Genomic DNA, 26224 nt, shown 5'->3' on the forward strand with positions numbered 1-26224 from the left:
CCTCCCCAACCTAACCACTCGGGGTCCCCTGGCCCCCGGGGGCCTCCCCCCCCCCGCCCGGGCCCGCCCACCCCTACCGGGGGCCCCGCCACCGACAGCGACCCGGCGACCAGGTCCCCCGGGTACGGGCAGCCGCCCGCCGTACCGCCGAACCCGGCAGTCCCGGCCCCGACCTACGGTCGCTCGACCAACCGTGCGTCGGCGATCGCCGTCCCGTCGTCCTGTCGGCCCCGTGCTCGCGGGTCCCGCGCTCGACGCAGCCGCCTACGGACGCGTCCGGGGCTCCCGGCGATGTGCGACCGCCGCCCGGATCTCTGCCAGCGCGCGGTCGCGGTCGACCGGCGGCGGCCGGAACCGGCCGCCGGACCGTCGGACGTGTTCCTCCCAGCGGTCCTGCCAGAACTCCACCGTCCAGCCCGGCCATCGCTGCGGCATCTCGTAGGCCTCGGCCGACGCCCCGAGCACCCACCAGCCCACCCGGCGCCGAACCGGATCGACATGGACCCCGCCTTCCGCCGGCATACGACACACCGCCTGCTCCGGACCGCCGTCCAGCCGGTCGAGAAGCGAAATCCCCTCCCGGATCGGATGGTCGGCAACGTTCGCCACCACATAGCAGCGGTCCGAGCCGACCGTCACCACCGCGACCATCGGCTCGGGGTCGGCCAGGTCCTCCGGATCCGGTTCCAGCAACTCTCCGGCGAGAACACCGTGGCCGCGGTCGCGTACGAGCTCAGGATCCAGCCCCAGGTAGCTCCGCAACTCCGCGGGACCGTCGTACGACCACCGCACATCCCAACCCGCCCAGGCCTCTCGCAACAGCTCCAGGGCCGCGGCCCTGTGGCGCATCACGGCACTCGGCCCCTCCCAGGCGAACACCAGCAGTACCCTGCGACCGAGGTCGATCAGCGCCGCCCCCTGGCAGTGCACGTCGTCCAGCCACCAGTCGTCGACTCTCAGCCGCTGGACCATCGAGAGCGCTTCCGTCGGCCCGGCCAGCAGGTCGAGGTCGATCCCCACCGCGCCGAACCGGGAGAGATACAGCTCGTACTCGCCGTTCTCGCGGACGACGACAAAGTTCGCGCGGTCAGCCACGTGCCCAGGATGGCCGACACAGGAAGCCCGCCACCACCGATTTCACGCGGCAACGCGGCAACGCGGCCGCTTCGACGCCGACCGGTTGCGGCAGACGCCGGCCGCGCCGCCCCGGCCGAAGGCCGCCGACGGCCGGCTCGTCCTGGCCGTGGACGTGAGCAACCGGCTGCGGCCGGACGCCGAGGGCAGCGCGGACAGGCTGCTCTGCCACGCCTTCGGCCGGCCCGGGACCGACACCTGATGGTCCCGGGCCGGCCGAACTCGTTCGTCGCCGCTCTCGAACGTCGAGAAGGGCAGACCCTGCTCGGCCGGCTTGGACCTGGCGATCTTCCTGAGGACTGTGTCCCTTGAACTACCGGAGCCCTGGCGGCCGTCGGCTACGGCATTGCCTCGAATGCCTCCCGATGGTCGCGCGCCCACTGCTCGAACGTGCCCGCCGGCCGGCCGAGCACCCGCGGCACGTGGTCCGTGACGTAGGCCGCACCGCCGGCACGTGCCCAGCCGATGCCGGTGACCATCTCGGCCGGCAACCGGTCGAGCTCGTTCGTGTCGGTGATCCTGACCGGCCGTTCCAGCACGCCTTCCAGGATCGCCGCCTGGTCCGCGGACGTCAGCAGCTCCGGCCCGGTCAGGTCGTACCGCTGCCCGTCGTGCGCATCGCCGGTCATGGCGGCGACGGCGACCGCGGCCACGTCCCTCGGGTCGACGACGGCCTGCCGGGAGTCGCCGGTCAGGTTCGGGATCGGCTCTCCGGCCTGGATCAGGGTCCGGTGCCACAAGAGGTTCGACGCGAAGCTCGGCGGGCGCAGCATCGTCCACACGAGCCCGCTGGCCTCGATCGCCTCCTCCGCGGCGAGGTGCCACGCGCCGACGGTCGCCCCGTCGAACCGCGCGCCGCTGCCGATGGCGGACAGCTTGACGATCTTACGGACGCCAGCCGCCCGCGCGGCCGTGACCAGGGCGATGTCGTGGTCCGCGGTGGGTACGGGGGGCACGGTTACGAGGAAGACCGTGTCGACGTCGGCCACTGCGCGCGCCAGCGACGCCGGGTCGTCGAAGTCGGCCCGCACCCCGCCGGGCCGCTCGCGGCGGGACATGGCCCGGAACGGCAGGCCCCGCTCGGTGAGCAGGCGCACGACGTGACTGCCGATGGTGCCGGTGGCACCGGTAACAAGGATCATGTCCCGACGATGACAGCGCTCGCACCGCTCCTGATAGGAAGTTTCGGCACTATCGTGGGCCGCGTGAGTTCTCTCGTCGTGCCGCCTGCCCTTCTACGGTGGGTGGCCGGGATCGATGTCGCCACGTCGGCGGGGGCGGCGGCGGTCGACGTTCCCGACCACGCCACCACACTTCTCGTGCGCACGGACAGGCGCGAACTGATCGTCATGGGCCCCCGCACCCGGGCCGCCTATCACGTCGCCGTGCCCGGCCGCTCGTGCGTGCGGGCCCGTATGCGGCCGGGTCGTGCCCAAGCCCTGCTCGGACGTTCGCTGAACGGCCTCGCCGACGGTGTCCTGCCGTTTGGCGAACTACCGGGCCTGGACATCGACCAGCTCGCCGCCGACCCGCTCGCCGCTCTCGAAGAAGCCTTGGCCGACCGCCCGGAACCGTCGGAGCGGCTCGAGGAGGCGGCGCGTCTACTGGCCGACACCACCGTCTCCGCGACCGCGGCCCGGCTGCACATCAGTGAGCGCCGCCTGCACGCCCTGTTCACCGACGCCACCGGCCTGTCCCCCAAGCACTTCGCACGCATCGACCGCGTCCGCACCGTGCTCGCGGCCGACGCGGGCCGATGGGCGGACATCGCCACGACGGCCGGCTACTACGACCAGTCCCACATGACCGCCGAGTTCCGCCACTTCATGGGTGTCCCACCGGCCGCGTTCACCGCTGGCCTGCGCCCCGCCGCGACTTCGTGCACTGCCTGAGTTCCAGGACACGGCACAGAGAAGCAGGCCTCCCGGTGATCACCAGGCCCTGTGCCTCTTCATCTCCCGAGGAGCCCCATCGCGCCTGTCTGCGCGACCTCCTGATGTCCTGTCCCGTGAAGTTGGGGATGCGGCTGGCTGGCGGGTGGCTTGCCCGCGAGTGCGGTGTGTCCGTGGTGGTGATTGCAGGTCTGGAGCCTGGCGAGGCAGGCGTCGCGGGGTTCCTGTTCGATGCGGTAGCGCCGTGCGTAGGCCCATTCGTCGCGCAGGGGCGGCTGAAGTGTTCGCCCTTGCAGTTGGTCCGGGGGCGGTAGGGGTGGGTGCGTTTGTGCGCGATGCCCTCGGTGGCGAGGGCATCGCGCCAGGCATGCGACAGGTAGCGGGCGCCGTTGTCGGCCATGACGCCCTCACTGGCGAACCCGTCTCCTACACCCAAGCCTGACAACAGCCCGTACGATGCTGTTGAAGGTTCAGAGTCGGCTCACAGGGGCGCAGCTGGGAGAGATGGCCTCTGGGACGTCGATATCGCAACGCGGGCTCCGGATTTCGAACTGAATGGATTGGCGCACTCTGCGCCCAATCGCAGCAGGTCAGGAAGTGTCGGCCCCGCGCTCGCGGGGATAGCTCCCGGGGTGTGACCTGAATCCCGGGATGAGCCTGGTCGGCCCCGCGCTCGCGGGGATAGCTCCCAGGAGGTGCGGGACGACTTGGTGAAGGCCGGGTCGGCCCCGCGCTCGCGGGGATAGCTCCACCCCGCGCCGGGCCGAGTCCGGGTCCGGCTGGTCGGCCCCGCGCTCGCGGGGATAGCTCCATGATCCCGGGGCCAATCGCCAAAGCGCTGGGGTCGGCCCCGCGCTCGCGGGGATAGCTCCCCGCCCTGGTCCCGGTGTCCATCACCGGCGCCGTCGGCCCCGCGCTCGCGGGGATTGCTCAGGCAGAGCATGGACGCCCCGCCAGCGGTGCCTCGGCACTACTCAGGCGGCTCTTGAGTACGCTCGCCCATGCGCTTCCGACCGGCCGCTTCCTACCGTGATCAACATGGACACGAACGCGGCTCCCGCCCACCCCCAGCCCTCCGTCAACCCGCGCTGGGCCACCGGCTGCGGGATCGCGGTGGCACTCCTCACTGCCCTGGTCGTCCTGGGAGCCATCGTGCTGGCCAAGTTCGAGGACTCCCTGACCCAGCACGGGTACGTCAAAGGCCCCGGAACCGTGGTCGAGCCCCTGCACGCCGGCGGGACCGCCCGCTACGACGACGGCCTGAGGATCACCGTGAGCCCGCCCCACCGGGAACCCGACAACAGCTACAGCTTCACGATCACCTACGACAACGGCACCGGCAGGGAACTGCGCCCGGGCGGGACGTCCCCCGACACCGGCCTCGGCACGACCCGCGGTTCCGCCCCCGTCGTCGTCCGCCCGGGGAAAGCCCTCGACTCCGCCACCCCCACCCCCACCCCCGCCTCCAGCGCCGGCCCCGCTCCCGTCCCTGCCCCCGGCATGACCTTCCTGGACGGGGCCGCGTCCGTCACCGCCCTCACGCCGCCCCTCGACACGGAGCAGCACCGCACCGTGCCGGTACGGGTGAAGCCCGACAAGGACGGAGGCCCGGTCACGGTGGAGGTCACCCCGAAGTCGCCCGGGTACCGCGACACCGCGTACTGGCAGTTCTCCCTCAGCTGACCAGCCGACCCCACGCACGGGTGCGGCGTCCTGCCGGCCCCATGTCCACCGGACGGACCCAGCGCCCACGGGGGCGCTGCGGGGTGCGCAACGCCCCGGGAAGCACCACGGATGCGTGGCCGGCGATCAGGTCTTGCGCGAGGACGCGGGCGCGTACGAGAACTCGTCGATCGGATGCCTGACCTGACGCCTCAGAAGGGCCATGGTCCTGATGGGACTGGCGCCCACGTCCGCGGAGAACGCCATCACGATCCCGCGGAGCTCCAAGCTCTGGACATCGTCGGACTCGATCTTCGGCAGCAGCTTCTCCGTGACACCCAGCCGGGCATCCACGTCGGACAGGGCGCGACCCTGCCGCGCGCGGGCCGCCTGCAGCAGTCGGCCGACGCCCGCCATCGGCCGAGGGGCCGGCCGCTCCTCGGCCGTGCCGCTGCGCCAGGACTCGGCCAGGACCCATCGTCCCCATGGTTTGCGCCGGACGAGGCCGTCCGGTGGGAGATCACGGAAACGGTCGCGGGCAAGACCCGTCGCACCGTCACCACCTTCGACGCCGTCGGCCGCACTCTGTCCGCCGAGACCACCGGTGACGAGGGCTACCCCGTCCCGAAGTGCTAGATCGAGTACGCCCCGGCCACCGGGGCGCTGCTCAGGACAACGCCGCCGCCATCGTCCCAGCGGTGCTGAACTTCGTCTTCAAGCCGTTCAGCTTCTAGATTGACCCAACGGTGTACTCCGATCCACTGAACCAACCTGTCGGGGCGCCGTCCGGATCCCGGGCGGCGCCCCGGCGCACCCGAAAAGTGGAATGGAAAAAGCGTAATCGTCGGAATGCGGGGGCACTGGCCTACCTCACGATCGGGCTAGTGTGCTTGCTGATTGCCGTCGCCGGAGTGGCCAGTACAACGAGGGTCGACGACCTCATCCCGATCTGCCTCACGGGTGTTCCAGGTGTTCGGTGCTGGAAGGCTCAACCGCTCACGGTCGGAGACGTCAGGCTGTCCGGGCTGACGCGGGGGAGATCCCAGGCCGGTCACGGAACCGTCACATCGCCTGCGCCGAGCGGTGCGTATCGCTACGGTCACCCCCATCACCTGCACCACGTTCTCAGAGGAACCCCATGCGCCGCACCGCCCTCGTCCTGCTTGCCGTCGGCCTGACAGCCACCGTCGTCGCATGTTCCAGCTCTGGGGCTGGTGGCGAAAAGCCATCGGTCAGCGCCCCGACCGCGACGGGCAGCGCCACGCTCGTCAAGGACACTCCTGCCACCTCTCCCGCTGTCGCGACGAACATGGCGCCGGGCTCGGTGGCGGGTAGCGCATCGGCGACTTTCGCCATGGTCGCCATGACCGTGCAGACCGCGAAGTTCGGCCGGTCCGTGACGGCGGAGGACGACCCGAATCACCTGCTCGGCAGGCCCGGCCAGTACACCTCGAAGGTCACGTTCACGGACTCGCGCGTCAAGGAGGCCGACGTCGAGGGCGAGGACGCCGACTCGGTGGCCCGCGGCGGCGCGGTGGAGGTGTTCGCCACCGAGGCCGACGCCAAGGCGCGCGCGCAGTACATCCAGGGCATCGTCAAGTCCCTCCCTGCGGCGGTGGAGTACGACTATGTGCGCGGCACCGTGCTGATCCGCGTGTCCAAGTTCCTGACGCCCGCGCAGGCCGACGGCTACAAGGGAGCCATTGGCGCCTGACCTGCAAGGATGACGTGCCGGCCCCCTTGGGGGTCAGCCGGTCGGGCATCCGGGTGTCCGGCTCGTCATGCAGGCCGACGTGACCTCGCGGATCGACCACAGCGAGCATCACCGGCCCCCGTCCGCGGCGAAACACGAGCCGCTGGAGCTGCCGTTCCCCCGCGGTCGATGGTGCGGGGGAACGGCAACCCTCATGCCTTCGTCCGGAACCTGATCTCAGTCGTCTCCGAAGGTCAGCCCCTCGACCGCCTCGCTGAGGATCTCCCGGTCCTCGGTCTGGAACTCACGGGGGGCGGATCGCCGGAAGCGGGGGTGGTTGAGGTCCATCTGCAGCGCCGCATGCAGCGGTGCCGGGCTCAGGTCCTTGCCGACGGGCAGTTCGGCGAAACTCCTCCCAGCAGGTCCCGCCGACCGGCATGATGACCGATGGTTACCACTCACATCGCCAGAGTCACGTATCAGGTGTGGGAGAGATCAGGATGCCGAACGCCGTCACCGCCCCGTGGGGCACCACCCGAATGCGCCCGTTCGCCGACACGCCGCCCTGGCCCGCCCTGACTCCGGTCATCGACCCGGACACCCAGGTCGCGGTCTTCCACGACGAGCAGGGCCGCACCGTCGAGCTTGGCAAGCACGGGACCAGCACCGACCGGACCGGCCCGACGAGCACCGGCGGCGGTGGCGGAGACGGGCAGAGCGGCGGCCAGGCCCAGCCGACCGACGTCGACACCGTGACGTCCAACGACCAGGACCAGAGCTGAACCGTGGCGGGTGACCGGCGGGCGGCGGTCCTGGTGCTGACCTGCGCCTACGACCCGACGGCCGACATCGTGCTGCGGATCCTGGCCGAGCGGCAGGTGCGGGTCGTACGCGCGGATCCCGGCGCCGACCTTCACCAGGGCGCCGTGCTGACCGCCCGCTACACCGCGGCCGGCCGGCGCGGCACCCTTGCCACCTCCAGCCGCACCCTCGACCTCGACCGGCTCCGCGCGGTCTGGTACCGGCGCCCCTCGGGCTGGGCCGCGCCGGCCGGCATGGACGGGCAGGACGCCGAGTTCGCCCGCGCCCAGGCCCAGTGGGGCGTCGGGGGCGTCCTCGCCGCGTTGCCCGGCGCCCACTACGTGAACCACCCCTGGCGGATCCGGGCCGCCGAGCACAAGCCCGCCCAGCTCGACGCCGCGCTCGCGGCCGGCTTCGCCGTCCCCGACACGATCGTCACCACCGACCCCGAGCAGGCGCGCGCCTTCTGCGCCGAGCAGCCGGACGGCGCGGTCTACAAGCCGCTGTGGAACTCCCCCTGCACGGACGAGGACGGCCGGCCGGTGCAGGCCTGGGTCGCCGAGGTCGCCCCGAAGGAGATCACCGACGCCGTCGCCGCCTGCCCGCACCTGTTCCAGACCCGACTGGCCAAGGACCACGACGTGCGGCTGACCGCGGTGGGCCGCGAGCTCTTCGCCGTCCGGATCGACAGCCCGGACCTGGACTGGCGCCGCCGCCAGCACCTGCTCACCCACACCCCGATCGACGTGCCCACGTCCGTGCGCCGGTCCGTGGCCCGCTACCTGGAGCACTTCCGGCTCGTCTACGGCGCCTTCGACTTCGCCGTCGACGCTTCCGGCCGCTGGTGGTTCCTCGAATGCAACAGCAACGGGCAGTGGGCGTTCTTCCCGCCCCCGACCACCGACGCCATCGCCACGGCGATCGCCGACCAGCTCCAGAAGGGCCCTGCCGCATGACCACCACCGCCGCCGCCGCGGACCTGCGCGCAGCCCTCGTCCGGCAGCTCGCCGCCGACGAGGGCCTCACCGACCCGCACTGGCGTGCCGCCGCGGCAGCCGTGCCGCGCGAGGCCTTCGTCGGCGACTACTTCCGCGAAGTCCCCGGCTCCTTCCCCACCTCCTGGGAACCGGTCCGGGAAGGCGGCGACGGCTGGCTGGAGGCCGTCTGCACCAACCAGACCCTCATCACCCAGCTCGACGGCCGCATCCACCCCGCCGACACCGACCAACCGGTCGCCGGATCCCCCTCCTCCTCGTCCACCCTGCCGTCCCTGGTCCTGCGCATGTGGCAGCAACTCGACGTCCACGACGGCCACCGCATCCTGGAGATCGGCACCGGCACCGGCTACTCCACCGCGCTCGGCGCCCACCGCCTCGGCGAGGAGAACATCACCAGCGTCGAAGTCGACCCCGGCCTCGCCGAACGCGCCGCCACCTCCCTCAAGACCGCCGGCTACGCCCCGCGCCTGGTCGTCGGCGACGGCCTCGCCGGCCACAAGCCCGCCGCACCGTACGACCGACTGATCGCGACCTGCGCGGTGCGCACCCTGCCCTACCCCTGGCTGCACCAGGTCAGGCCCGGCGGAAAGATCCTCGTCACCTTCTCCGGCTGGCAGTTCGGCTACGGCCTCGCCCTGCTGACAGTCACCGAACCCGGCGAGGCGACCGGCCGCTTCCTGCCCGGCTGGACCAGCTTCATGATCGCCCGCCCCCACGACCGCCCCCCGCGCCAGAACCCCACCCTCCTCCCCGGCGACGAACGCCCCACCCGCATCGACCCCGGCACCATCACCACCTGGACCGGCACCTGGGTCGCCCAACTCTCCGCCCCCTCCGCCGAACGCATCGGCGGCGGCGACCAGCAGATCCTCATCGACCACGCCACCGGCTCCCACGCCCGCACCCAACCCGACGGCCACGGCGGATGGACCGTCACCCAACGCGGCCCGCTGCGCCTGTGGGACCAGGTCGAGGACGCCGTCGAGACCTGGCAGGCGGCCGGCGCACCGCACCAGGACCACTTCGGCATCACCGTCACCGGCGACGGGCAGCGGGTCTGGCTCGGCGACGAGGACGGACCCGGCTGGCGCCTACCGGTGTGATCGTGCGGCCTACGAGTCGGGCCTGGTGGAGGCCCGGCGCACGAACCCGGCGGGCTGAGGCGGGCCGGAGTGGGCTGAGGTGGGCCGAGCTCGGTCGGCTGCACGCCGAGGGGAGGGTCAGCGGCAGAGGGCCGCGTCCAGGGCGGCCGCCATGTGCTGTGCGCCGGCCTCGTCCGGGACGGTGGTGACTGTGATGGCGGCGGCGCGACCGTCGTCGGTGACCTCGTCGCGGGAGCGGTAGCCCGGGGTCGTCCCGCCGTGGCCCCAGTACACGCCACCGCACGACAGCGGCCGGCTCACCAGGCCCAGCCCGTAGCGGACGCCCGGAGCCACCTCGTCGGCGGGGACGGTGGTGCGCATCTGGGCGAGCTGCGCCGGGGGCAGGAGCCGGCCGCCGAGGAGCGCGGTGTAGAAGCGGCTGATGTCGCCGGTGGTGGAGACGACGGCGCCTGCCGCTCAGCCCCAGGACGGGTCCAGTTCGGTGTAGTCGCGGAGCGAGCCGTCGGCGTCCCGGTTGTAGCCGTTGGGGTGGGCCTCGTGGATGCTCGTGTCCCCCGGGGTGGGGAAGTACAGGCCCGGCCGGCACACGACCGCCCGCGTCGCCCCCAGCCGCGCGGGCACCGAGTCCTGCGCCAGGTCCATCGCCAGGGCCGACAAGCGGGGCCACCGCGGTCGGTCACGTGCCGGCCGGGCGCCGCCGGTGCTGTCACCACCAGTGCCGTCGAATCCGATGTCCAGCGCCCCGACCTCCGGTCCGGCCCAGAACAGCATGGCGAACAGCTCGACCGCCGAGACATCGGCCAGATCCGCTTCGAACCGCACGTAGTGGTTCCCCAGAAGCGAATGGCGCACCTGGACACCGAGCCCGGCCAGCGCCGCCCATCCGGCGCACGGACGACGGCGTCCGGCATCACCACCAGCGCACCGTCGTAGCGGTGGCCCAGGTCGTCGTGGCTCTTCCAGACGTCGTCGAGATCGAGCGAGCCGTGTGTCCTGACCGGGCTGGTGCCGGCCAGTTCCCAACGCGACGCCTCGTCCTGCTCGACCGCATCGACCAGCTCAGAGGGCTCCACGCCGCGCACGGCGAACGGGTAGAGGTAGACCAGCTTTCCCCGCCCCACCCGCAGCCACCGATCCCCTGCTCTCCGCTGCAGTTCGAGCAGACCGTACCGGAGCGCCCACAGCTCGCTCACGCTGCCCTCGTCGGCCGCGATGACCCCGTCCGTCTCGGCCCGGCGCAACGCCACGATCGTGGGGTTCAGCGAGGCGCCCGAGGCGTAGAACGCGGCAAGCGCCCGTGCGGCCATGGCCGTCGCACGCTGCCAGCCGTCGTACAGCCGCCCCAGCTCCATGACCTGGTCCGCGACGTCATCGTGGATCCGACGGAACCGGATCGAAGCACCTCGCATCAACCGGACGGCCCGCCGAGCCCACAGAGCCGCCTCGTCCGCCGTCTCCGCCCGGACGTGCAGCGGTCCGTTCGCTGCCCCGCTCGTGGTCGGCGAGGGGTGTCACCGACTGCTGAGGCGGCCGATCCGTTCGGCGGTCAGGCAGGCGCGCACGATGGCCACCCGGACCAGCGGGCCGCCGAGGCCGCACTTGATGACATAGAAGAGGATGAGGTTGGTCGAGGTGACTGCCAGTGCGTACACGTAGACGTCGTGCAGAAGTCCCAGGTAGAGCAGGGTGCCGACGCTGAGGACCGCGACCGCGTAGAACATCGAGGTCGGCGACCACTGGGTGAACGCCGCCAGGCCGGTGATCTTGCTGTCATCCTCGGGCACCGTGGTCAGCCCGAGCCGCCGGGAGCGCGCGATGACGGCGCGGACGTACGCCAGGGTGACGGCGTTGGCGAGCCAGGTGAGGATCTGTCCGATCGCCGAGTTGATGGGCCACCAGCGCGGTTCGACCAGGGTGATGGCCAGCACCAGGCCGCACGGGACCACCGCCATGATCCGCATGATGGTCTCGGTGGTCAGGGCGAGCCGGCTCAACGAGCCGGCCCGTCGGCCGATCGCGAGCGGCGTCAGGCCGGAGAACAGCATTTGGTAGTACTTTGGGGCGGCGATGGCGTAGGACAACCCGACCATGCGGGCCGGAAGATTGGCCCGCCAGTCCGGTACGGCGTAGTCCGCGTGCCGCCACGAGTCGACGATCGGAAGGCCGTCGCGGTTGCCGCCAAGGTGCTGGGTCAGCTCGATCAGCCGATTGTCCCAGGACAGGTTCAGGTCGCGGGCCAGCCAGGTCAGGACGGCGAAGTTGGTGAGCGCCCACACCAGGGCCGACAGCAACGACCAGCCGAGCAGCCAGGTGGCCAGCGGTTGTCGGCTGCCGGTAGCCGACGGAGTGCCGCTTCGCCGGCGGCTGCGCCACAGCCGCCACTCCCGGCCGGGGTCGCCCGCCAGTGGTCGGGCCAGCTCGCGCAGCGCCCGCCACCCGGTCTGGACCCGCAGCTCGCCGCTGTCGCGCTCGGCGGCCCGGACCAGTTCGAGCTCGGCGAGGAAGCGCTCCTTCAGCTGCACGTAGGAGAAGTCCCGCCGCGCCGGATCGGAGAAGATCAGCAGCCGCCGCTGCGGGACGGCGTCGACCAGGTCCTCCAGGAACCGGGCCAGCTGCGGGGCGCGCATGTAGAAGATGTCCGGCACCACCCGTTCGGTGCTCTCCGCCCCGGTGCCGAAGAGCATCAGCAACCGGCCCAGCGAGTAGAGGTCGGCGCGCCGGATGTCGCCGTCCCCGGCCCGGACCTCGGGTGCGATGTAGGAGGAGGCGACGCCGGTGGTGCCGGTGATGGTGTGCGTGTACAGGTAGTTGCGGCCGAGGTCGACCAGTCGGAAGGTCCCGTCGGTGGTCGAGACGATGATGTTGGAAGGCGAGAGGTCCGCGTGGACACCGCCCAGCCGGCCGTGCAACGGATTGTCCGCAGCGGCCTGCTGAAGCTCTGCCAGGGCGTCGAACAGCTTCAGTCCGTGTTCGCGGAGCCGGTCCAGACTCAGCCGGAGCTCACCCGCGGGCCGGCCGGCCGCCTCGGCCCGGACGGTCTCGGCGAGGGTGCTGCCCTCGATGAACTCCATCATGATCCAGTCATCGGAGCTGGCCCACACCCGCACCAGGTGCCGCAGGCCCTGGGCAGCCGACCCGTAGGTCCGCGCGTACTCGCGGGTCGCCCTGGCCAAGGTCTCGATCCGGGTGAACGGGTAGAGGATCAGCTTCAGTGCGAAGTCCGGGCGGGCCCCGTGCACCGGGCCGACGGTGCTCCCCCGGAGGATCACGGACGTGCTGCCGTGACGGTGGAAGCGCAGGTTCGGCGCCATGGCCCGCCATTCCAGGACCGCTTGCGCGGTGTCCGGGCCGGGGCGGTACCCTGCGGCGGCCTCGGGGCTGTAGACGGCCGACACCACCCGGCCGACCTCCTCGTTCGCGGCGAGTACACCGCAGACCGCCGGGCAGTCGTGGGTGAGGGTGCCCCCGTCCGCACCGTGCGCGGTGTCGCCCCCGTCTCCCGGGGCCGCGGTCGAGACCCGGGAACGTTGCGCCTCGGACTCGGCAAGACCGATCAACGTCAGCAGGAAGAACCCGGTGAACCCGAAGACGTCGGCGCACGCCTCCTGGAGCGCTTCGCTCTGCTCCCGGTAGCGGGTGCACCAGGCCGTCAGGTGGGCGATCGTGGCCGTTCGCGAGCCGAGTCCGAAACGGGTGTCGAACGAACGCTCGTCCACCGGTATGTCCCGCAGCACCCGCTGCCAGGCGACGAGCCGGCCGGCACGCCGCCTGGCGTTCTCCGGCCCGGACGGCGGCAGGCTCAGCGCCGACCGCAGCGAGGCCGTCCGGTCCTCGCTATAGCCCGTCAGGTCGCGCAGGGCGGCGAGCACCGGGTCGAGCGTTGCTCCTTGGGGCGCCATTCGCGGTCTCCACCACCGTCAGCCGTGGTACGGCATGGATGCGGCCCTGGGCGATCATTGCGGTGGGTCGGTCCTCCAACGCGCAGAATGCCGTCTCGTAGGCCGTGCGAGCGTGTTCGAGCAGCAGGTTCCGGTCCGTCTCGTGCCGCTTCAGCTCCGGCATCCAGGGCAACGGAGCGAGGTCCAGCACGTGCGGCCCGACCTCGCCGACCGAACGCCGCTGACTGCGCAGCCACTCCTGATCGCGGTACTTCTGCCGGATCGCCGCCAGGTAGCCGCTTCCCAGCCCGGTACGGAGCCGTTCGAGGTACAGGTAGGTGTAGCGGTGCATCAGGGACAGGCTTCCGCCCATGCGCTCGCGCATCGGGCGGGTACTCAGCGAGAGCACGTGCGTACAGCCGTCGTCGAGCGCGAGCCGGAACGGGAGTGCCGTCAGCACGCCGCCGTCCACGGCCCGCCTCCCGTCGGAAGTCCGCGCGGTGCCCGGTACTGCGATCGGCAGCCAGGCGGAGGCGCGCAGCGCCGACTTGAGTTCATCCTTGGAGGAGAAGTCGCGCAGCACGACTGTTCGCAGGGCGTCGACATCCGTGACCGGAACGGCCAGCCGAGCCGGAGAGTTGATCACCGCCGCATAGTCCAGCGGTTTGACCCGCTCCATGACGTGGTCAAAGGCGTAGCCCAGGTTCAGAACAGGCCTTCGGCGCAGCGCCCTGGAAAAGTCGACGAACCGGCGCGTCGCCAGGTCGTCATAATAGATCGACAGTGAATACCAGGTGTTCCCCATGAGAAAGTAGGCGCCATTGATCCCGCCCGCCGAACACCCGTAGACCACGTCGAAGGCGTCCTTGAAGCCGTGGTCCTCCAACTGGCACAACATCGCGGCCGATACCACCCCGCGCATGCCGCCACCCTCGACGGCAAGCGCGACCCGCGCCCCGTCCGTGCGGCTCCCCGGAAGGCTCCCGGAGTCGCGCCTGGCGCGCAGAATCTCGAGCACGGGATGATCCGGATCCCAATACCCCTGTGTAGACATCAGCCTGTCTGTCACATCGACGTACTGTGCCATACGGGGAAATCATCTGATGGTGTTTTCCATCAGATGACGAGGCGAATATGCGGAACGCCACCCGCCGCTTCACAAGCGAAAGTCGGCAATTCCGCTTGTGGCGGAGGAACCGGTCCGGAAGTCTGCCACCAGATTTTCGAGCACCGATGCGAACACGGCCCGCTGAACGGGGACCGCCTGTGCCCACGGCCGCGAACAAGGGACAGTTGTGTCCGCGGGCCGGTCCGGGGGTGGTGTGCGTGGCGCTCGACGCGAGGTCCGCCGGCACGCCGTCGGCCCGGCCCCGGCTGCGGACCCGCCGGCCCCGGCCCCTCAGGCGTAACACACCGTCCACAGGGCTTCAGTGGACTTCGGACAGATTCCGAGAACCGAGACACCGTCCGGCGTTCCGGGCCGCCCGGTGCCGTCCGACCCCGGAAGGGGCGGGGCGGCACGCCCCGGCGACGGCAACCCAGGCGTTCCGGCCACGCACCGGACCGGGGGGAGAACCGTCATGACCCACCGTCCCTCACCATGGACCCGCACCGGCGGCGCGCTGCTCGCTGCGACGGCGCTCGTTCCGGCAGCGGCTGCCTGGTACGTGTTCGCCGTCCGGATGCCGGACGACACCGAGCGGTCCCGCTCGTACTCGGTCGCCACGACCTGCCCGGCCGGGAACCCGGGCACGGCGGTCGAGGAATGCGTGCGCACCGTGCCGTTCACCGTCAGCGGCACGGTCCTCCGGCACAAGGACCACCTGGCAACGCTGGACGGCGCGCCGTCCTGGAGCGGCACGGTGCGGTTCGGCAACCCCGGGCCGCTGCTGGAGGACCTGAAGCCCGGCGACCGGGTGGACGGCACGGTGTGGCGCGGCCAGGTGATGCGCCTGGAGCGGGCCGGCGTCGCGCAGGCCTCCGTCGACGAGCCCCGCGACGAGGCGCAGCTCATCGCCGGGCTGGGCACCTTCGCCGCGCTGCTGGCGGTGCTCGCCGCCGCCCTGGGCGCACTCCTGTTCACCGGCCGTCCCACCACGTTCGCCCTCGCCCGGTCGCTCTTCTTCTGGACGCTGTTCTCCTGCGTCATGCCCGCGGTGCTCGCGTTCTGGGCCGACCTGCCGTGGTGGACGGTGCCGGCCGCGGCCATCCCGACTGCGCTGCTCGCGGCAGAGGCGGTGCGCCGCCGGAACACGGCAGGGGCCCGGACGGGGCCGCAGGGGTTCGTGGACGACCATCTGCCTGCTTGACCCCGTCGGCAGTCGGCGCGGTTGCCGCCGGCTCCCCGCCGTGGGCCTGCCGGAGCATGAACGGCCGGTTCCCCGACGCCGAGCAGCATGTGCTGAAACGGCCTCGCACCGTCCGCTACGAGCACTTCCGCCCGTTCACAGCGGACTACGCGTCACCGCAGGGGCCGCAGGGCGCAGCCGCGGGCCCTCGAGTGGGGCTCCACAGTCGTGGCGGAACGGACGACGGGGAGCGGTCCGGAGGCCGCCCAGGTCCCGAGGGGGACAGGGCGGCCCCGGTGGCCCGCTGCTCGGCCAGGTGACCCCTGCTGTGGAGCTCCTGCACTCTCACGGCCGCGTTCGCCCCGTGCTACGCAGGACGAAGGACAGGGTCGATCCCGGCCAGCATCTCGTGCAACCGGCAGGCTCCCAGGGCGACGCGGTCGTCGATGTCCCGTGACAACTCCTCGCAGAGCTCCAACGCCTTGTCCCGGTCGTCCGAGAAGATGCCGAATACGTCGACGATTGCGGTGTGGATCCAATCGCTGTGATTCGAGTCAGCGGCTGCCAGCGCAGACGCGACTATCGCCAGCCCGACCCTGTCCTTTCGCCGAAACAGGGCTTCTGCGGTCACTCGGGTCACGAAGGTGTCACCTGGGTCGAGCACGAGCTCGATCAGTGGCCCGAGTGCCTCCCGCATCTCGGCGAAGCCTGCCAGGCCGTGACCGGCATCCGCCCGGTCACGGTAGTCGTGGCTCCGCCCGAGCGCACCGAGCGCCATGACGGCTGCGTGCCGCCGCCGATCACTGTCCACCTGCCTGCCCATCCCTCCCACGATGTCCGGTCAAAATACCGCGAGGTACCTGCCCCGCCGGGTGATCGCCAGGACAATGCGTAGTTCAGAGAGACGTACCGGGGCCGAGCGCCGTCCTGATCGACACCCAGGCATCGAATCCCGCTCGCCTGCGCCTGGGGCGGCAGCCTTGGTCGTCCCCCTCAAGGACGGCAGGTGCACATCCCCCCGGCGCGACCGGAAAACGCCGGCGGGGCGCCATGGGGCCTTCGCTGCCGTGACGCCGTGACAAGCACCGTGACGTCCTGGGGTGCCCGGCGCGGGACCTGCTGAGGCAGTTGAACGGGTCAGCGGGGGCTCGGGCCGGCCGGCGGCTGCTCGACACCCGGTCCGCCGGCGTGCGGCGCCTGGACGTAACCCTCGGCCGGAACCGGCAGCGCGTCGATGCAGGCCGTCGAACAAGCGTTGACCAGCAGTGGCAGGACGTCGGCGCCCGACGTCCGCAGTGAGATCCAGGCCTGGCGGAGGTTCACGCCCTCGATGCGCTGGTCGCAGACGCTGCACGTACGGATCACCGCGGCACCCCACACACCGGGGTCGAGGTCCTCGAAGTCGACGCCCTGGGCGGCGGTCGTCGCCAACAGCCGCGGAAACGGCGGCCGTCGCTTGTAGTTCCCGTAGACGGCCCGGGTGCTCACCGTACTGCGGCGCAGGCCGGCACACCGGGTGATCTCGTACGGGAACCAGTGCAGGCGGTAGGAGGTGTACGGGGTGAACTCCTCGAGGCTGCGCATCGCGCCGATCTCGGGTGGGATGCGCACCAGGTTGCTGCCGTACAGCACGAGGTGCTTGACCGAGGTGAGCCCGGCGATGGTCGGGGGGAGCGTGACGACCTGGCGCCGCTGTTCCGCGGTGAGTTCCACGAGCGGTTCGAAGACCTCACGTCCGTCGGCTGCCGCTTCTTCGACCAGTTCGAGAAGGCGGATCCATCCCGGTGCGGTGGTGTCCTGACGCTCCCGGTGGAAGCGGGTCGGCCGCTGGGGCCTGGTGCTGAGGCGCTCGAGGCATGTGCACAGATCGCGGGGCGACTCATGGCCGTCGGGACCGACGGCGCGGGCCCAGTGGTTCGAGAACACCTGTGGCTTCGACTCCTCACTCATCCGCTCACGGTAACGTCACAGCCGACGGGTCGTGGGCGTGATCGGATCCTGTTGTCCGTCCGCCGGCCCGGCTGCGTCCGGTGCCGTACCGTCACGTGCTACCGGCAAGCCGGCCGGCAGCGAGGCGGAACGCGCCCTCCCACTCGGTTCCCGGCCGAAAACCCGCGCCCTGCTCCACCACGGCCGGCCGACCGCCGGGCACAGGCGCACTATCCACCCGCTCGGAAAGCATCGTTCTGGCAGAACGGCAGGAATCGCCACCCGACCAGGGCCCGCTTCAAGTCCTCAGCCCTGCCGCTCGACGGATCTCCTCTACTTTCCGGGTCCGCCGCGCTGGTGGACGTGCCAACCCACCGCATGCCAGGGCTCGGGGTCGAAGGTGGTGCGGAACTCGACCAGCAGGTAAGCAGGCAGAACCAGCACAGCACCAGGGTCCGCCCACTCGGTAGGACCACTCGGGACGTGCTTCCTGAAAAGCTCGGCTGTACTCGGCAGGAGCCATCCCCGCGTGTGCGGGGCCGACAGCGGGATGTTCGCCGTCGCCGCGGCGCTCCTGGAGCCATCCCCGCGTGTGCGGGGCCGACACTTCCTGACCTGCTGTGATTCGTCTCAGGATACGCGAATCTATTCAGTTCGAATCCGTAACCCAGCCTGCGCAGGGCTGAAGCTCGAGGCCGACCCGGAAGCCCCGCTCTTTCAGCCTGGCGCCGAGGAAACCGTGCTCGCGAGCACGAGGCCGAACTCCTGGCAGCGGACCTGTCGTTACCCTGAGGAGGAGCAGCACCCGTGAGCTAGGAGCCGGTGAGTACGCAGTGGCTGTTCACGCAGCTTTCCGAGAGCGCTCCCCGCGAGCATTGTCCTCCTGGTCCATCACTCCGGGCTCGACATTCTCACACCGCGCATCCGTTCCTTCGCCGTCATGTCGACGGGACACCAGAGCGGAGGGCTCCCGGAACGGCTTGGCGCGGTCCGCCAGGATGACCAGCCCGGCCTCCGCGCCCTCGCCGCCGTCATCGTCGCAGGACGCTCCCTGCTTTCGAACTCCGGCGTCGTCGAAGGACACGTCATCCGTATCGTTCCGTGGAATCGACGCTGTCAAGTGCCGCCGAGGATCCTGCCGCTTCGAATACGTGCTGGCCGATTGCGTCGCGGGCAGGAAGACTCAGCTGCTGTGGACATGGGAATCTCTGGCTTCAAACCGTCCTTCCTGGTAGGAGTCGAGGCGGTTCGGCAGGCGCACGAATCACGTCTGGCAACGCTCGTCGGCAGGCGGCTGACGGGGTTCGCGCTGGTGCGCTTCGCCGGGGACGACGACTGGTTCGCCGACTGCCCGGTGGTGGTGGACTTCGACGGCCTCCGGGTGGAGGTCTGCCACGCGAAGCTCGACGAACTCTCGATCGGCTGGAACACCATCGACACCGCAGCGGCCATCACCGGGTGGGAGCGGTCCGAGCTCACGCCCCAGTGGTCCCACAGCGATGAACGGCTGGGGCAGTTCATCGGCCAGGAACTGCGCGAGGTCGCGCTGCTTGAGTGGCGGCCGGCAGACCGTGACCTGGCGGCCGCAACGGTGGCGGTGGGGTTCGCCTTCACCGAGGGCCGTCTGCGGATCGTCAATGGCCTCGACGAGAACCGCATCGAGATCGGCGCGACCCCGCCGGACTACATTCGACACCGGCTGAACCGCTGATCGCTACCACCCAGCCGACTTCTGGACGATTCCAACGACTGGGCAGGGCAGCCTGCGCTGGGATGCCGATCTGCCGAGGTGTCGGCTCGACCGGCGCGGGGACGTCGGAGATCCGCTTCAGTAGCCCGACGAGGGTGGCTTGCCCGTCGTCGACTCGGCGGCGCGTTCGTCGTCCGTCACCGCGATGGCCGCGAGCACCGCTGGCGAGGGCCCGGGGCCGGCACCCTGCCCGGGCCAGCCGTTGCACCTCTCGAGGCCACCTTCCACGCTGCCGGTGAACGCCAGCGCTTCGCGACCGGTCCCGAGGGCACCGAGCAGGGTGTCGAGCGCCGCGTCCGTGTGTGTCCTCCGCCGAGCGGCTCACCCCGGTAGACCTTCAGTAGCCGGTGGGGCTGGCCATGGTGGTGGTGCGTGGGGTCGGATGCGCCGACGCCCCGGGGTGCACCGTCTCAACCCTGCGACGGCGTCCAGAACGCGGTGATCCTCGCTGCGCCGGGCCCGATCCCCTGCCAGGAACCGTCGAATTCGAGGACGGCCACGGAGGCGGTCGGGAACCCGGACTCTTCCACCCACCGTGAGAGGTCGCCGTCGGCTGCTCCGGCGAGGAGCCGGACCAGCTCGGGCAGGCTCGGATTGTGTCCGACGACGACCAGGTCGCCCACGTGGTCCGAATTCTCACGCACCATCGCGACCAGCTCGCCGATCCCCGCTTCCCGTCGATGGATACTCACACTGAGGTCGTAGAGTCCTGGCTCGTGGACCGTCTCTGGGAGCCGCGGCAACGCGGCGCCCACGTGTTCCCAGGTCTCCCTGGTCCGGCGGGCGCCGGACACCCGCGCGAGATCGGGCGTGATGCCGGAACCCGCGAGCCATCGCCCGGCCCGGGACGCCTCCTCCCGTCCCCGCTCGTCGAGACGCCGTTCCCTGTCGACCGCCGTCTCCCGTTCGGCCTGCGCATGACGGATCAGGACGAGTCTCCGGCCGGTACCCACGATCACGTTGGCCTCCCCTTGCCCGCAGGCCGCGGTGCAGCCCGACGGAATCGCTTGATCTTTTGGAGCCGAACACTACCCGGGCGGCGAGGAGCCCGGCCTCGGCCGCCGCGAACGGATCGTCCCGCCTCCGCCAGTGCCGGTGGGCGGGCCGGTGCCGGCGGGAAATCGTTGGATCACGGCTGTGCGGGACCTCAACCCTGACCGGCCATGACGACCCCTGAAGAGGTGGACGAGACGGTTCTCCTGCTGACCGCGCGCCCGCCCGGCACGGTGGAGACCGTTCGGGCGGGCGCGCGGCCGGCTGGACATCGACGGCATGGTCGGCACGCAGACCGGGGGCGCCTTGCGGGAGCTGATCTACCAGGGCTGGTACACCGACTGCTTCGATTGCTTACCGACCCCGTGACGGTCGTCTCGGTCTCTTGAGGCGGACCTGTCCCGGCCTGCCGAGGACGGGTCCGCCCGGTGGTTGCGAGCGGCGCCGGGATCGACTCAGTGGCTGATCATCGCGCCGAGTGATTTCGCAGACTTGAGTGGATCGGCCCTGTCAGCCACCCGTCCGCAGATCGCGCAGTCCTTCCTCGAAGACCGGGAGTGCGTACTGCTCCGTGCCGGGTCCTGGCATCTCGAGCTTCTTGAGCTGCCCGCCGACGATGTGGGAGACCAGGGGCACCGGAAGCGCGTCGGGCCAGAGACCGGTCCGCTTGCCCTCCGTGAGCACCCGGCGGAACGCGCCGGTGGATCCCCGAAGACTTCGGCCGTTTGCCTTCAACTCCTCTGCGGCGCACTCACCTTCGCCCTCGACGATCTGGAGCAGGATCTGCTGAGCACGGGGCGGGAGACGGTCGTAGTACGAGCGGGCCCGTTCTGGCGTCCAGCGGTCGTCGGGCACCGCGGTCACGACGGCAGTCGGCATGGCGGCGAGAGCGAGCAGATTCTTGAGTGCCTCGGGGGTCGGATTCTCCACGGTGATCGTGATCTTCATGGCGGACACCTTTACAGCTCCGCTGGCCGAACACAAATAACCACGACAGACACGCCAGAGACGCGGAAGGCGCCTTGAGATGCCGTATGTACCAGCTCCTGTGTTGCGTCCTCTAACTGGATTTAGAGGACGCAACACAGCGCCCGGTACAGATAGGCTGTCCCGGACGGATCATCAGCCCGCCGTACCGGAAGGAGAGCGCCCGTGGATGCCGAGGCGTCGGACGGCCTGCCCGCCCTGGTGGAGCGTTCCACCGAGATCGTGGTCGGCGAGCTGGTGGACGACGGCCAGGCCCTCGCGCCGTTCGCGCACGCCGGGGTCGACCCCAATGAGACGCTGACCGAGGACGCGGCCGACGACCTCGCCTCCGCCCGGCCGGCACGCACCAGCCAGACCTACGCCGAGCAGTGGCGCTACTTCGCCCGCTGGTGCGCCGACAACGGCCGCCACCCCGGGCCGCGCACCAGCGAGGCGAACATGGTCTCCTACGTCTCCCACCTCCGCCGCCGCGGCGGCCGCGACGGCACGGGCGCGCCCGTCAGCTCCCTGCGCCTGGCGATGGCAGCCATCCGCGACGCCAACGCCCGTGCGGGGTACGAGAACTGGCCGCCGAAGAAGGCGACCGCCGAACTGATCCGCAAGCAGGCCGCCGAACACGCCCGCGCCCGCCGCACCCCGAAGTCGAGCCCGCCCGTCGACGCCGCCCGCATCGCCCACCTCCAGCAGGGCACGACCGCCGACATCCCGCTCGCCCGCTGGCGAGACCTCACGATCCTGCACCTCGGCTACCGCACCCGTGCCCGGCGCTCCGAACAGGCGGCCTACCGCATCGACTCCGTCGCCTTCGAGCACCTGGAGGACGGCACCGAGCAGATGGTCGTCGGCAAGCGCACATCGAAGAGCGACCACTGGTCCACCGGCCGCGAGTACGTCGTCCGCGACCCGGTAGCGATCACCGTGGTCCGCACCTACATCTCACTGCTCGCCGAACTCGGCCAAGCAGAACCGCAGTTGCCGCTACTACGCGGCATCACCCGCTGGGGCAACCTGATGCCCGTCCCCGCTTCCGGAACCGGCATGACCGGCCACTCGGTGAACCGCGCCTTCAAGCGCATGGTCACCCGCACTCCCGGCTTCGACGCCAAGAACGCCACCAGCCACGGCCTGCGCGCCGGCGTCCCCGCCGACCTCGCCGCCCAGGGCTACAGCACGGCGGAGATCCTGGTCATCACCGAGGACTGGAAGTCCACCACCATGGTCGAGAAGTACGCCAAGGCCGGCCTCCGCCGCGCCGGCAAGGACAACCTCGGCCGGGCCCAACAGGCCCTCGACTCCCTGGTCGTCCCACTGCCGCCGACCGGTCCCACCGGATAAGCAGGGCGGACGCCCCGTATTGCCGTGCCGTGGTCTGTCCACTCGCCGGACCACGCCCGTCCTGGCCGCCGACCCGCCCAAGGCCGCCGGAGGGCTGGCTGGGCGCTGGGGCGGCCGAAGGCAGACCACGCGGTCTTCATGTCCCTGCCAGAATACTCCCGTCCCAGCGTCCGAACCTCGGAAGACTCAACTGCACCCAAGGCTTTTATTATTGCCAAATCCTGCCGCCATCAGCAGCATTCGCACCAATTACGCCCAGATCCATTCAATGGGTGCCGAAGCCTTTCCAGCGCCCCTCCTCGTCGGACCAGCATGGTGGTGTTCTGCTCTTCGTCCATAGCCAGCTGCGGGGCGGGCGAGAGGCCTCGACCCCGATACGCCCTTCGGCCTCTGCTCGCGACGATCCGCGAGCGCCAGGGCCGCATCGACGAGATCGAGGAGTACGAGGCGAAGTACTACGCCGACCGGGCGACGGCCAAACCAGTGGCCGTCGAACCACTCACACCGGCTCTGACCAGTTGATCGGCACCTCCCGCACGGCAGGGGAGGCCCAGGTGGGGTGTCGGCTGGCCGCTTCATCGCCGAGCTGGTACCCATAGGCGCACATCAAGCCTTGTGCGGAGGCTGGCCGCCATACCGTGAGCCGGGGAGGCACCCCTTGTACGTCAGTGTGCATCACCAGTTTGAGGATCGCGTCGTCGAGGCCCCGACGTCGGTCGCCGTGTCCGCCGGTGACGAGCAGCTGACCTACGAGGAGCTGAATTCCAGGGCGAATCAGCTGGCACGATACCTGATCGCTTCGGGAGTCAAATGCGGCGACCTCGTCGCCGTCTGCACCGATTTCGGCCTCGAACTGGTGATCGCACTGCTCGGTGTCCTCAAAGCTGGAGCGGCGTACGTGCCGCTCGATCCCTCGTATCCGAAAATCCGCTTGAAGATCCTCGCGCAGCAGGCCAGCAGTTCAATGCTGCTGACCCAGGCGCACCTGGACCTGCGTCATGGTGTCGCAGAACAGGTGCTGTGTCTGGACTCCGACTGGGGGCAGGTCGCCGCACACTCGAATACCGACCTCCCGCGCGAAACCACCGCGGACAACCTCGTCTACTGCATCTTCACCTCCGGATCGACAGGAAAGCCCAAGGGAGCGCTCAATCACCATCATGGATTCGCGAATCTCTGCGCGTGGTACTCAGGAGAGGCGACAGGCGGTGGCCGTGACAGCAGGACCCTGGTGGTCAGCTCGATCGCTTATGACCTGACCCAGAAGAACATCTTCGAGCCGCTGACGTCCGGCGGCGAGGTGATCTTCGCTGGGCGGCGCCCGGGCGACGTCGACGGGGTCCGGGCCGCCGTGGATCGCCGTCGCCCGACGAGGACCAACTGCGCGCCCTCGGCATTCCGCGTGTTGGAAGACGTGTTGTTGTGCGACTCCATGCGGGTGGTTGTGCTCGGCGGAGAGTCGCTTCCTCCCCGTCTCGCGGAAGCGATCGTCGACCGCGGCGTGCGGTTGGTGAACTCCTACGGGCCGGCGGAATGCTCCGACGTGGTGCTCTATCACGTCGGCTTCACCAAGGGCGACGACGTCGTTCCGCTCGGAGAGCCGATCCCCGGCGCCGAGATCCATCTTCTCGACGAACGCATGGATCGTGTGGACGGCGCCGGCACGGGCGAGCTCTGGATCGGCGGGGTCGGGGTCGGACGGGGATACGTGGTCCAAACCGCCACGACGGCCGGCAGGTTCGTCGAGAACCCGTTCGGCGAAACGCCCGGGCGGCTGTACCGGACCGGAGATCTGGTAAGGCGAACCGACGACGGGACGCTGCTGTACGTCGGGCGCACGGACCATCAGGTGAAGATCAACGGTCACCGAATCGAACCCGAGGAGATCGAAGCCACGCTGCTCGGTCACCGTTCCGTTGACAACGCTGTCGTACTGTCCTGGCAGAACCGCATCGGCAGCAAGGGGTTGGTGGCATTCGTCGTTCTCGCACGAGGTGTGACAGGTGTCTCCGGCGAGTCCCTCCGCGAGTACCTCTCCCGGCACCTCCCGCCGTTCATGGTTCCGGCAGTGTGGAGATTCACCGACAGCCTGCCCCTGAACTCCAGCGGCAAGGTCGACAGATCGGCACTGCGCTCGGCTCTGGACGATGGGTTGCGCGCGCCGTCGTCGCAGGCGGAGGCAGCGACGCCGACAGAACGTGTGCTACTGGACATCTGGCGCGAGACGCTCGGACACCAGGGCGCCGGGGTGGAGGATGACTTCTTCGCGCTGGGCGGGGACTCGCTCACGGCGATGAGGATGATGATGGCCATCAAGGAGCGGCTCTCGCGCGAGACATCGATGGAGGCCATCTACGCGGGCAGGACGGTCCGCGGGGTCGCCGCCGTCCTGGGAGGAACCGTGGCGGTCGAAACCCCGTCAGTGGTCGAGACCCCGTCGCGGCATGCGCTAATGGCCGCGCAGAGCTACGAATTCGTCCCCAGCCTCTCGCAGGAACACGACCTGCGGAAGCCAGCCGGTGAATTCACCTTCCTCAAGAACTTCTGTTTCGGATTTCGAGTCGGCAACGGGTTCGACATCGGCCTCTTCTCACATGCACTCGCCGCGACCATCGACCGGCAGGAGGCGTTGCGGGCCAGCTTCGTCACCGATACCGACGGCAAGTTGTTCGGGAGAGTCGCCGCTGCGCACACGGAGAGTTCAGGGAGCGTGGAGGCCCTGGAAATTCAGTGTGAGTCCCGCTCCACCGGCACGATGGAGGCGCTGCGCCGAACACTCTTCCGTACCTCTGCGGCGCCCTTGTTGCGGTGTTCGGTGTTCCGGCGATCGGACGATTCCCTCGTCTGTGCGTTCAACCTGCACCATTCCATCGCGGACGCGTGGTCGATGAGCGTGCTGACCCGGGACATCGGTGAAGCCTACGCTCGGCTGCAGTCGGGGATGCCGGCCCACGACGGGCGAGCGCGCCGCTTCAGCGACATCGCTCTGGCGGAGCGCAGAGCTGTCGCGGCAGGGGCGTTCGATGCCGAGGAACTCTTCTGGCGGCAGACCCTCTCGGGCCTTCCGGAGCACATCGACATCCCCCTCGCCAGCCCGACTCGACCTGCTGTGTTCAGCCACCGGGGCGACGCGTTCCAGTACGACTTCAGCAAGGGGGAGACGAGAGCAATCAGGGGACTCTGTGCAAGCGCTGGGGTCACGCCGTACGTCGTCCTTCTGACCTCGCTCTTTCTCGTACTGCACCGGTTCACCGGCCAGGAGGACCTGTACATCAGGTCACCCGTCTCGAACCGCCGGGACGGCGCGCTCTCGGACATCATCGGACCGTTCGGGGGAATGCTGGTCATCCGCGCGTTGGTACGCAACGACACGGGGGCATCCGCGCTACTGCGAAGGGTCGCGGAGAGCGTCGTCACGGCGCAAACACACTCCTTGCTTCCGCCTCCGGTTGCCGCCCGGTGCATCCCGGGTAATGACAACCCCGCGTTCGGCTCGCGATTCCAGGTCACCTACAACCATCACAATTACCCGCCGCACCCGACGAGTTGGGGCGAGACCAGGCTGGCCAAGCTGCCGGAGGACTTCGGTCACATCAAGGCCGACTTGGTCCTGCACAGTTGGTTCGACGACGGCAGGTTGTCGATGGCGCTTGCCTTCTACGCGGCGATCCTGACCGTGGAGAGCGCCCAGAAGCTGGTGGACGAACTGAGGGCGGTCATCGCGGAGTTGGTCGGAGCGGGACCGGTGTAGTCGCGACGGTGCCTGAGAGGGCTTTTCTGT

General features: G+C 70.1%; 20 protein-coding genes, 1 pseudogene and 1 CRISPR repeat array. Of the genes and pseudogenes, 11 read left to right on the top strand and 10 right to left on the bottom strand.

Going from position 1 to position 26224, the window contains the following annotated elements:
* Positions 1 to 264: 264 nt before the first annotated feature.
* The gene (locus ACFVHV_RS03645) at positions 265 to 1095 is read right to left on the bottom strand and encodes a hypothetical protein (RefSeq protein ID WP_380348589.1); all 831 of its coding nucleotides are present in this window, start codon (positions 1093 to 1095) and stop codon (positions 265 to 267) included.
* A gap of 85 nt (positions 1096 to 1180) precedes the next feature.
* Here ACFVHV_RS03645 and ACFVHV_RS03650 point away from each other — a divergent pair, with 85 nt between their 5' ends.
* Positions 1181 to 1336 (top strand): hypothetical protein, encoded by a 156-nt coding sequence (locus ACFVHV_RS03650; RefSeq protein WP_380348591.1) that lies wholly within the window; start codon positions 1181 to 1183, stop codon positions 1334 to 1336.
* Between the two features lie 136 nt (positions 1337 to 1472).
* Here the strand turns inward: ACFVHV_RS03650 and ACFVHV_RS03655 are convergent, their stop codons facing one another.
* Positions 1473 to 2276 carry an NAD(P)H-binding protein gene (locus ACFVHV_RS03655; RefSeq protein WP_380348592.1) on the bottom strand — a complete coding sequence of 268 codons (804 nt, stop codon included), beginning with the start codon at positions 2274 to 2276 and terminating at the stop codon, positions 1473 to 1475.
* Positions 2277 to 2378: 102 nt separating this feature from the next.
* Between ACFVHV_RS03655 and ACFVHV_RS03660 the strand changes: the two genes are divergently transcribed.
* A complete protein-coding gene (locus ACFVHV_RS03660; protein ID WP_380348594.1) occupies positions 2379 to 3026 on the top strand; it encodes a helix-turn-helix domain-containing protein in 648 nt (215 codons plus the stop codon).
* A 599-nt stretch (positions 3027 to 3625) separates the two neighbouring features.
* Positions 3626 to 3959: direct repeats of the CRISPR family, unit length 29 nt; unit sequence GTCGGCCCCGCGCTCGCGGGGATAGCTCC.
* A 105-nt stretch (positions 3960 to 4064) separates the two neighbouring features.
* Complete coding sequence (locus ACFVHV_RS03665; RefSeq protein ID WP_380348596.1) at positions 4065 to 4709, top strand: hypothetical protein; 645 nt, start codon at positions 4065 to 4067, stop codon at positions 4707 to 4709.
* Positions 4710 to 4835: 126 nt separating this feature from the next.
* Here the strand turns inward: ACFVHV_RS03665 and ACFVHV_RS03670 are convergent, their stop codons facing one another.
* A complete protein-coding gene (locus ACFVHV_RS03670) occupies positions 4836 to 5105 on the bottom strand; it encodes a helix-turn-helix domain-containing protein (protein WP_380348598.1) in 270 nt (89 codons plus the stop codon).
* 721 nt (positions 5106 to 5826) lie between these two features.
* On the opposite strand from ACFVHV_RS03670, the gene ACFVHV_RS03675 reads away from it, so the two are divergent.
* From ACFVHV_RS03675 to tgmC, 4 genes are all read left to right on the top strand, one after another.
* A complete protein-coding gene (locus ACFVHV_RS03675; RefSeq protein ID WP_380348600.1) occupies positions 5827 to 6402 on the top strand; it encodes a hypothetical protein in 576 nt (191 codons plus the stop codon).
* Between the two features lie 479 nt (positions 6403 to 6881).
* Complete coding sequence (gene tgmA / locus ACFVHV_RS03680) at positions 6882 to 7163, top strand: putative ATP-grasp-modified RiPP (RefSeq protein ID WP_380348601.1); 282 nt, start codon at positions 6882 to 6884, stop codon at positions 7161 to 7163.
* A gap of 3 nt (positions 7164 to 7166) precedes the next feature.
* On the top strand, positions 7167 to 8138 hold the full coding sequence (tgmB, locus tag ACFVHV_RS03685) for an ATP-grasp ribosomal peptide maturase (protein WP_380348603.1): 972 nt from the start codon (positions 7167 to 7169) through the stop codon (positions 8136 to 8138).
* On the top strand, positions 8135 to 9283 hold the full coding sequence (gene tgmC, locus ACFVHV_RS03690; RefSeq protein WP_380348605.1) for an ATP-grasp peptide maturase system methyltransferase: 1149 nt from the start codon (positions 8135 to 8137) through the stop codon (positions 9281 to 9283). Before tgmB ends, tgmC begins: the two co-directional genes overlap by 4 nt.
* Before the next feature lie 117 nt (positions 9284 to 9400).
* On the opposite strand, the pseudogene ACFVHV_RS03695 reads toward tgmC, so the two are convergent.
* The 3 genes and pseudogenes from ACFVHV_RS03695 to ACFVHV_RS03705 all read right to left on the bottom strand — a co-directional run.
* Positions 9401 to 9880 (bottom strand): annotated as a pseudogene (locus ACFVHV_RS03695) (serine hydrolase); the annotation flags it as partial.
* A gap of 914 nt (positions 9881 to 10794) precedes the next feature.
* Positions 10795 to 13182, bottom strand: a complete 2388-nt coding sequence (locus tag ACFVHV_RS03700) for a hypothetical protein (RefSeq protein WP_380348606.1) — start codon at positions 13180 to 13182, stop codon at positions 10795 to 10797.
* The gene (locus ACFVHV_RS03705) at positions 13118 to 14248 is read right to left on the bottom strand and encodes a patatin-like phospholipase family protein (RefSeq protein ID WP_380348608.1); all 1131 of its coding nucleotides are present in this window, start codon (positions 14246 to 14248) and stop codon (positions 13118 to 13120) included. Before ACFVHV_RS03705 ends, ACFVHV_RS03700 begins: the two co-directional genes overlap by 65 nt.
* Positions 14249 to 14741: 493 nt before the next feature.
* Between ACFVHV_RS03705 and ACFVHV_RS03710 the strand changes: the two genes are divergently transcribed.
* Positions 14742 to 15470: a hypothetical protein gene (locus tag ACFVHV_RS03710; RefSeq protein ID WP_359907356.1), complete on the top strand. Its 729-nt coding sequence runs from the start codon at positions 14742 to 14744 to the stop codon at positions 15468 to 15470.
* Positions 15471 to 15816: 346 nt separating this feature from the next.
* On the opposite strand, the gene ACFVHV_RS03715 is transcribed toward ACFVHV_RS03710, so the two are convergent.
* Together ACFVHV_RS03715 and ACFVHV_RS03720 are read right to left on the bottom strand one after the other, a co-directional pair.
* Positions 15817 to 16272 carry a hypothetical protein gene (locus ACFVHV_RS03715; protein ID WP_359907353.1) on the bottom strand — a complete coding sequence of 152 codons (456 nt, stop codon included), beginning with the start codon at positions 16270 to 16272 and terminating at the stop codon, positions 15817 to 15819.
* Positions 16273 to 16586: 314 nt separating this feature from the next.
* Entirely contained in the window at positions 16587 to 17399 is an 813-nt protein-coding gene (locus ACFVHV_RS03720) for a leucine-rich repeat domain-containing protein (RefSeq protein ID WP_380348613.1), read from the bottom strand.
* Positions 17400 to 18576: 1177 nt separating this feature from the next.
* Between ACFVHV_RS03720 and ACFVHV_RS03725 the strand changes: the two genes are divergently transcribed.
* Entirely contained in the window at positions 18577 to 19089 is a 513-nt protein-coding gene (locus ACFVHV_RS03725; protein WP_380348636.1) for a hypothetical protein, read from the top strand.
* Between the two features lie 449 nt (positions 19090 to 19538).
* On the opposite strand, the gene ACFVHV_RS03730 is transcribed toward ACFVHV_RS03725, so the two are convergent.
* Positions 19539 to 20087 carry a histidine phosphatase family protein gene (locus ACFVHV_RS03730; RefSeq protein ID WP_359907347.1) on the bottom strand — a complete coding sequence of 183 codons (549 nt, stop codon included), beginning with the start codon at positions 20085 to 20087 and terminating at the stop codon, positions 19539 to 19541.
* A 544-nt stretch (positions 20088 to 20631) separates the two neighbouring features.
* Positions 20632 to 21069: a hypothetical protein gene (locus ACFVHV_RS03735; RefSeq protein WP_380348615.1), complete on the bottom strand. Its 438-nt coding sequence runs from the start codon at positions 21067 to 21069 to the stop codon at positions 20632 to 20634.
* A gap of 204 nt (positions 21070 to 21273) precedes the next feature.
* On the opposite strand from ACFVHV_RS03735, the gene ACFVHV_RS03740 reads away from it, so the two are divergent.
* Positions 21274 to 22443 (top strand): hypothetical protein, encoded by a 1170-nt coding sequence (locus ACFVHV_RS03740; RefSeq protein WP_380348617.1) that lies wholly within the window; start codon positions 21274 to 21276, stop codon positions 22441 to 22443.
* A gap of 658 nt (positions 22444 to 23101) precedes the next feature.
* Complete coding sequence (locus tag ACFVHV_RS03745; RefSeq protein ID WP_359907338.1) at positions 23102 to 26194, top strand: amino acid adenylation domain-containing protein; 3093 nt, start codon at positions 23102 to 23104, stop codon at positions 26192 to 26194.
* The last annotated feature ends 30 nt before the right edge of the window (positions 26195 to 26224 follow it).

This window comes from Kitasatospora sp. NPDC127116 (assembly GCF_042677365.1).
Lineage (GTDB): Bacteria > Actinomycetota > Actinomycetes > Streptomycetales > Streptomycetaceae > Kitasatospora > Kitasatospora lactacystinica.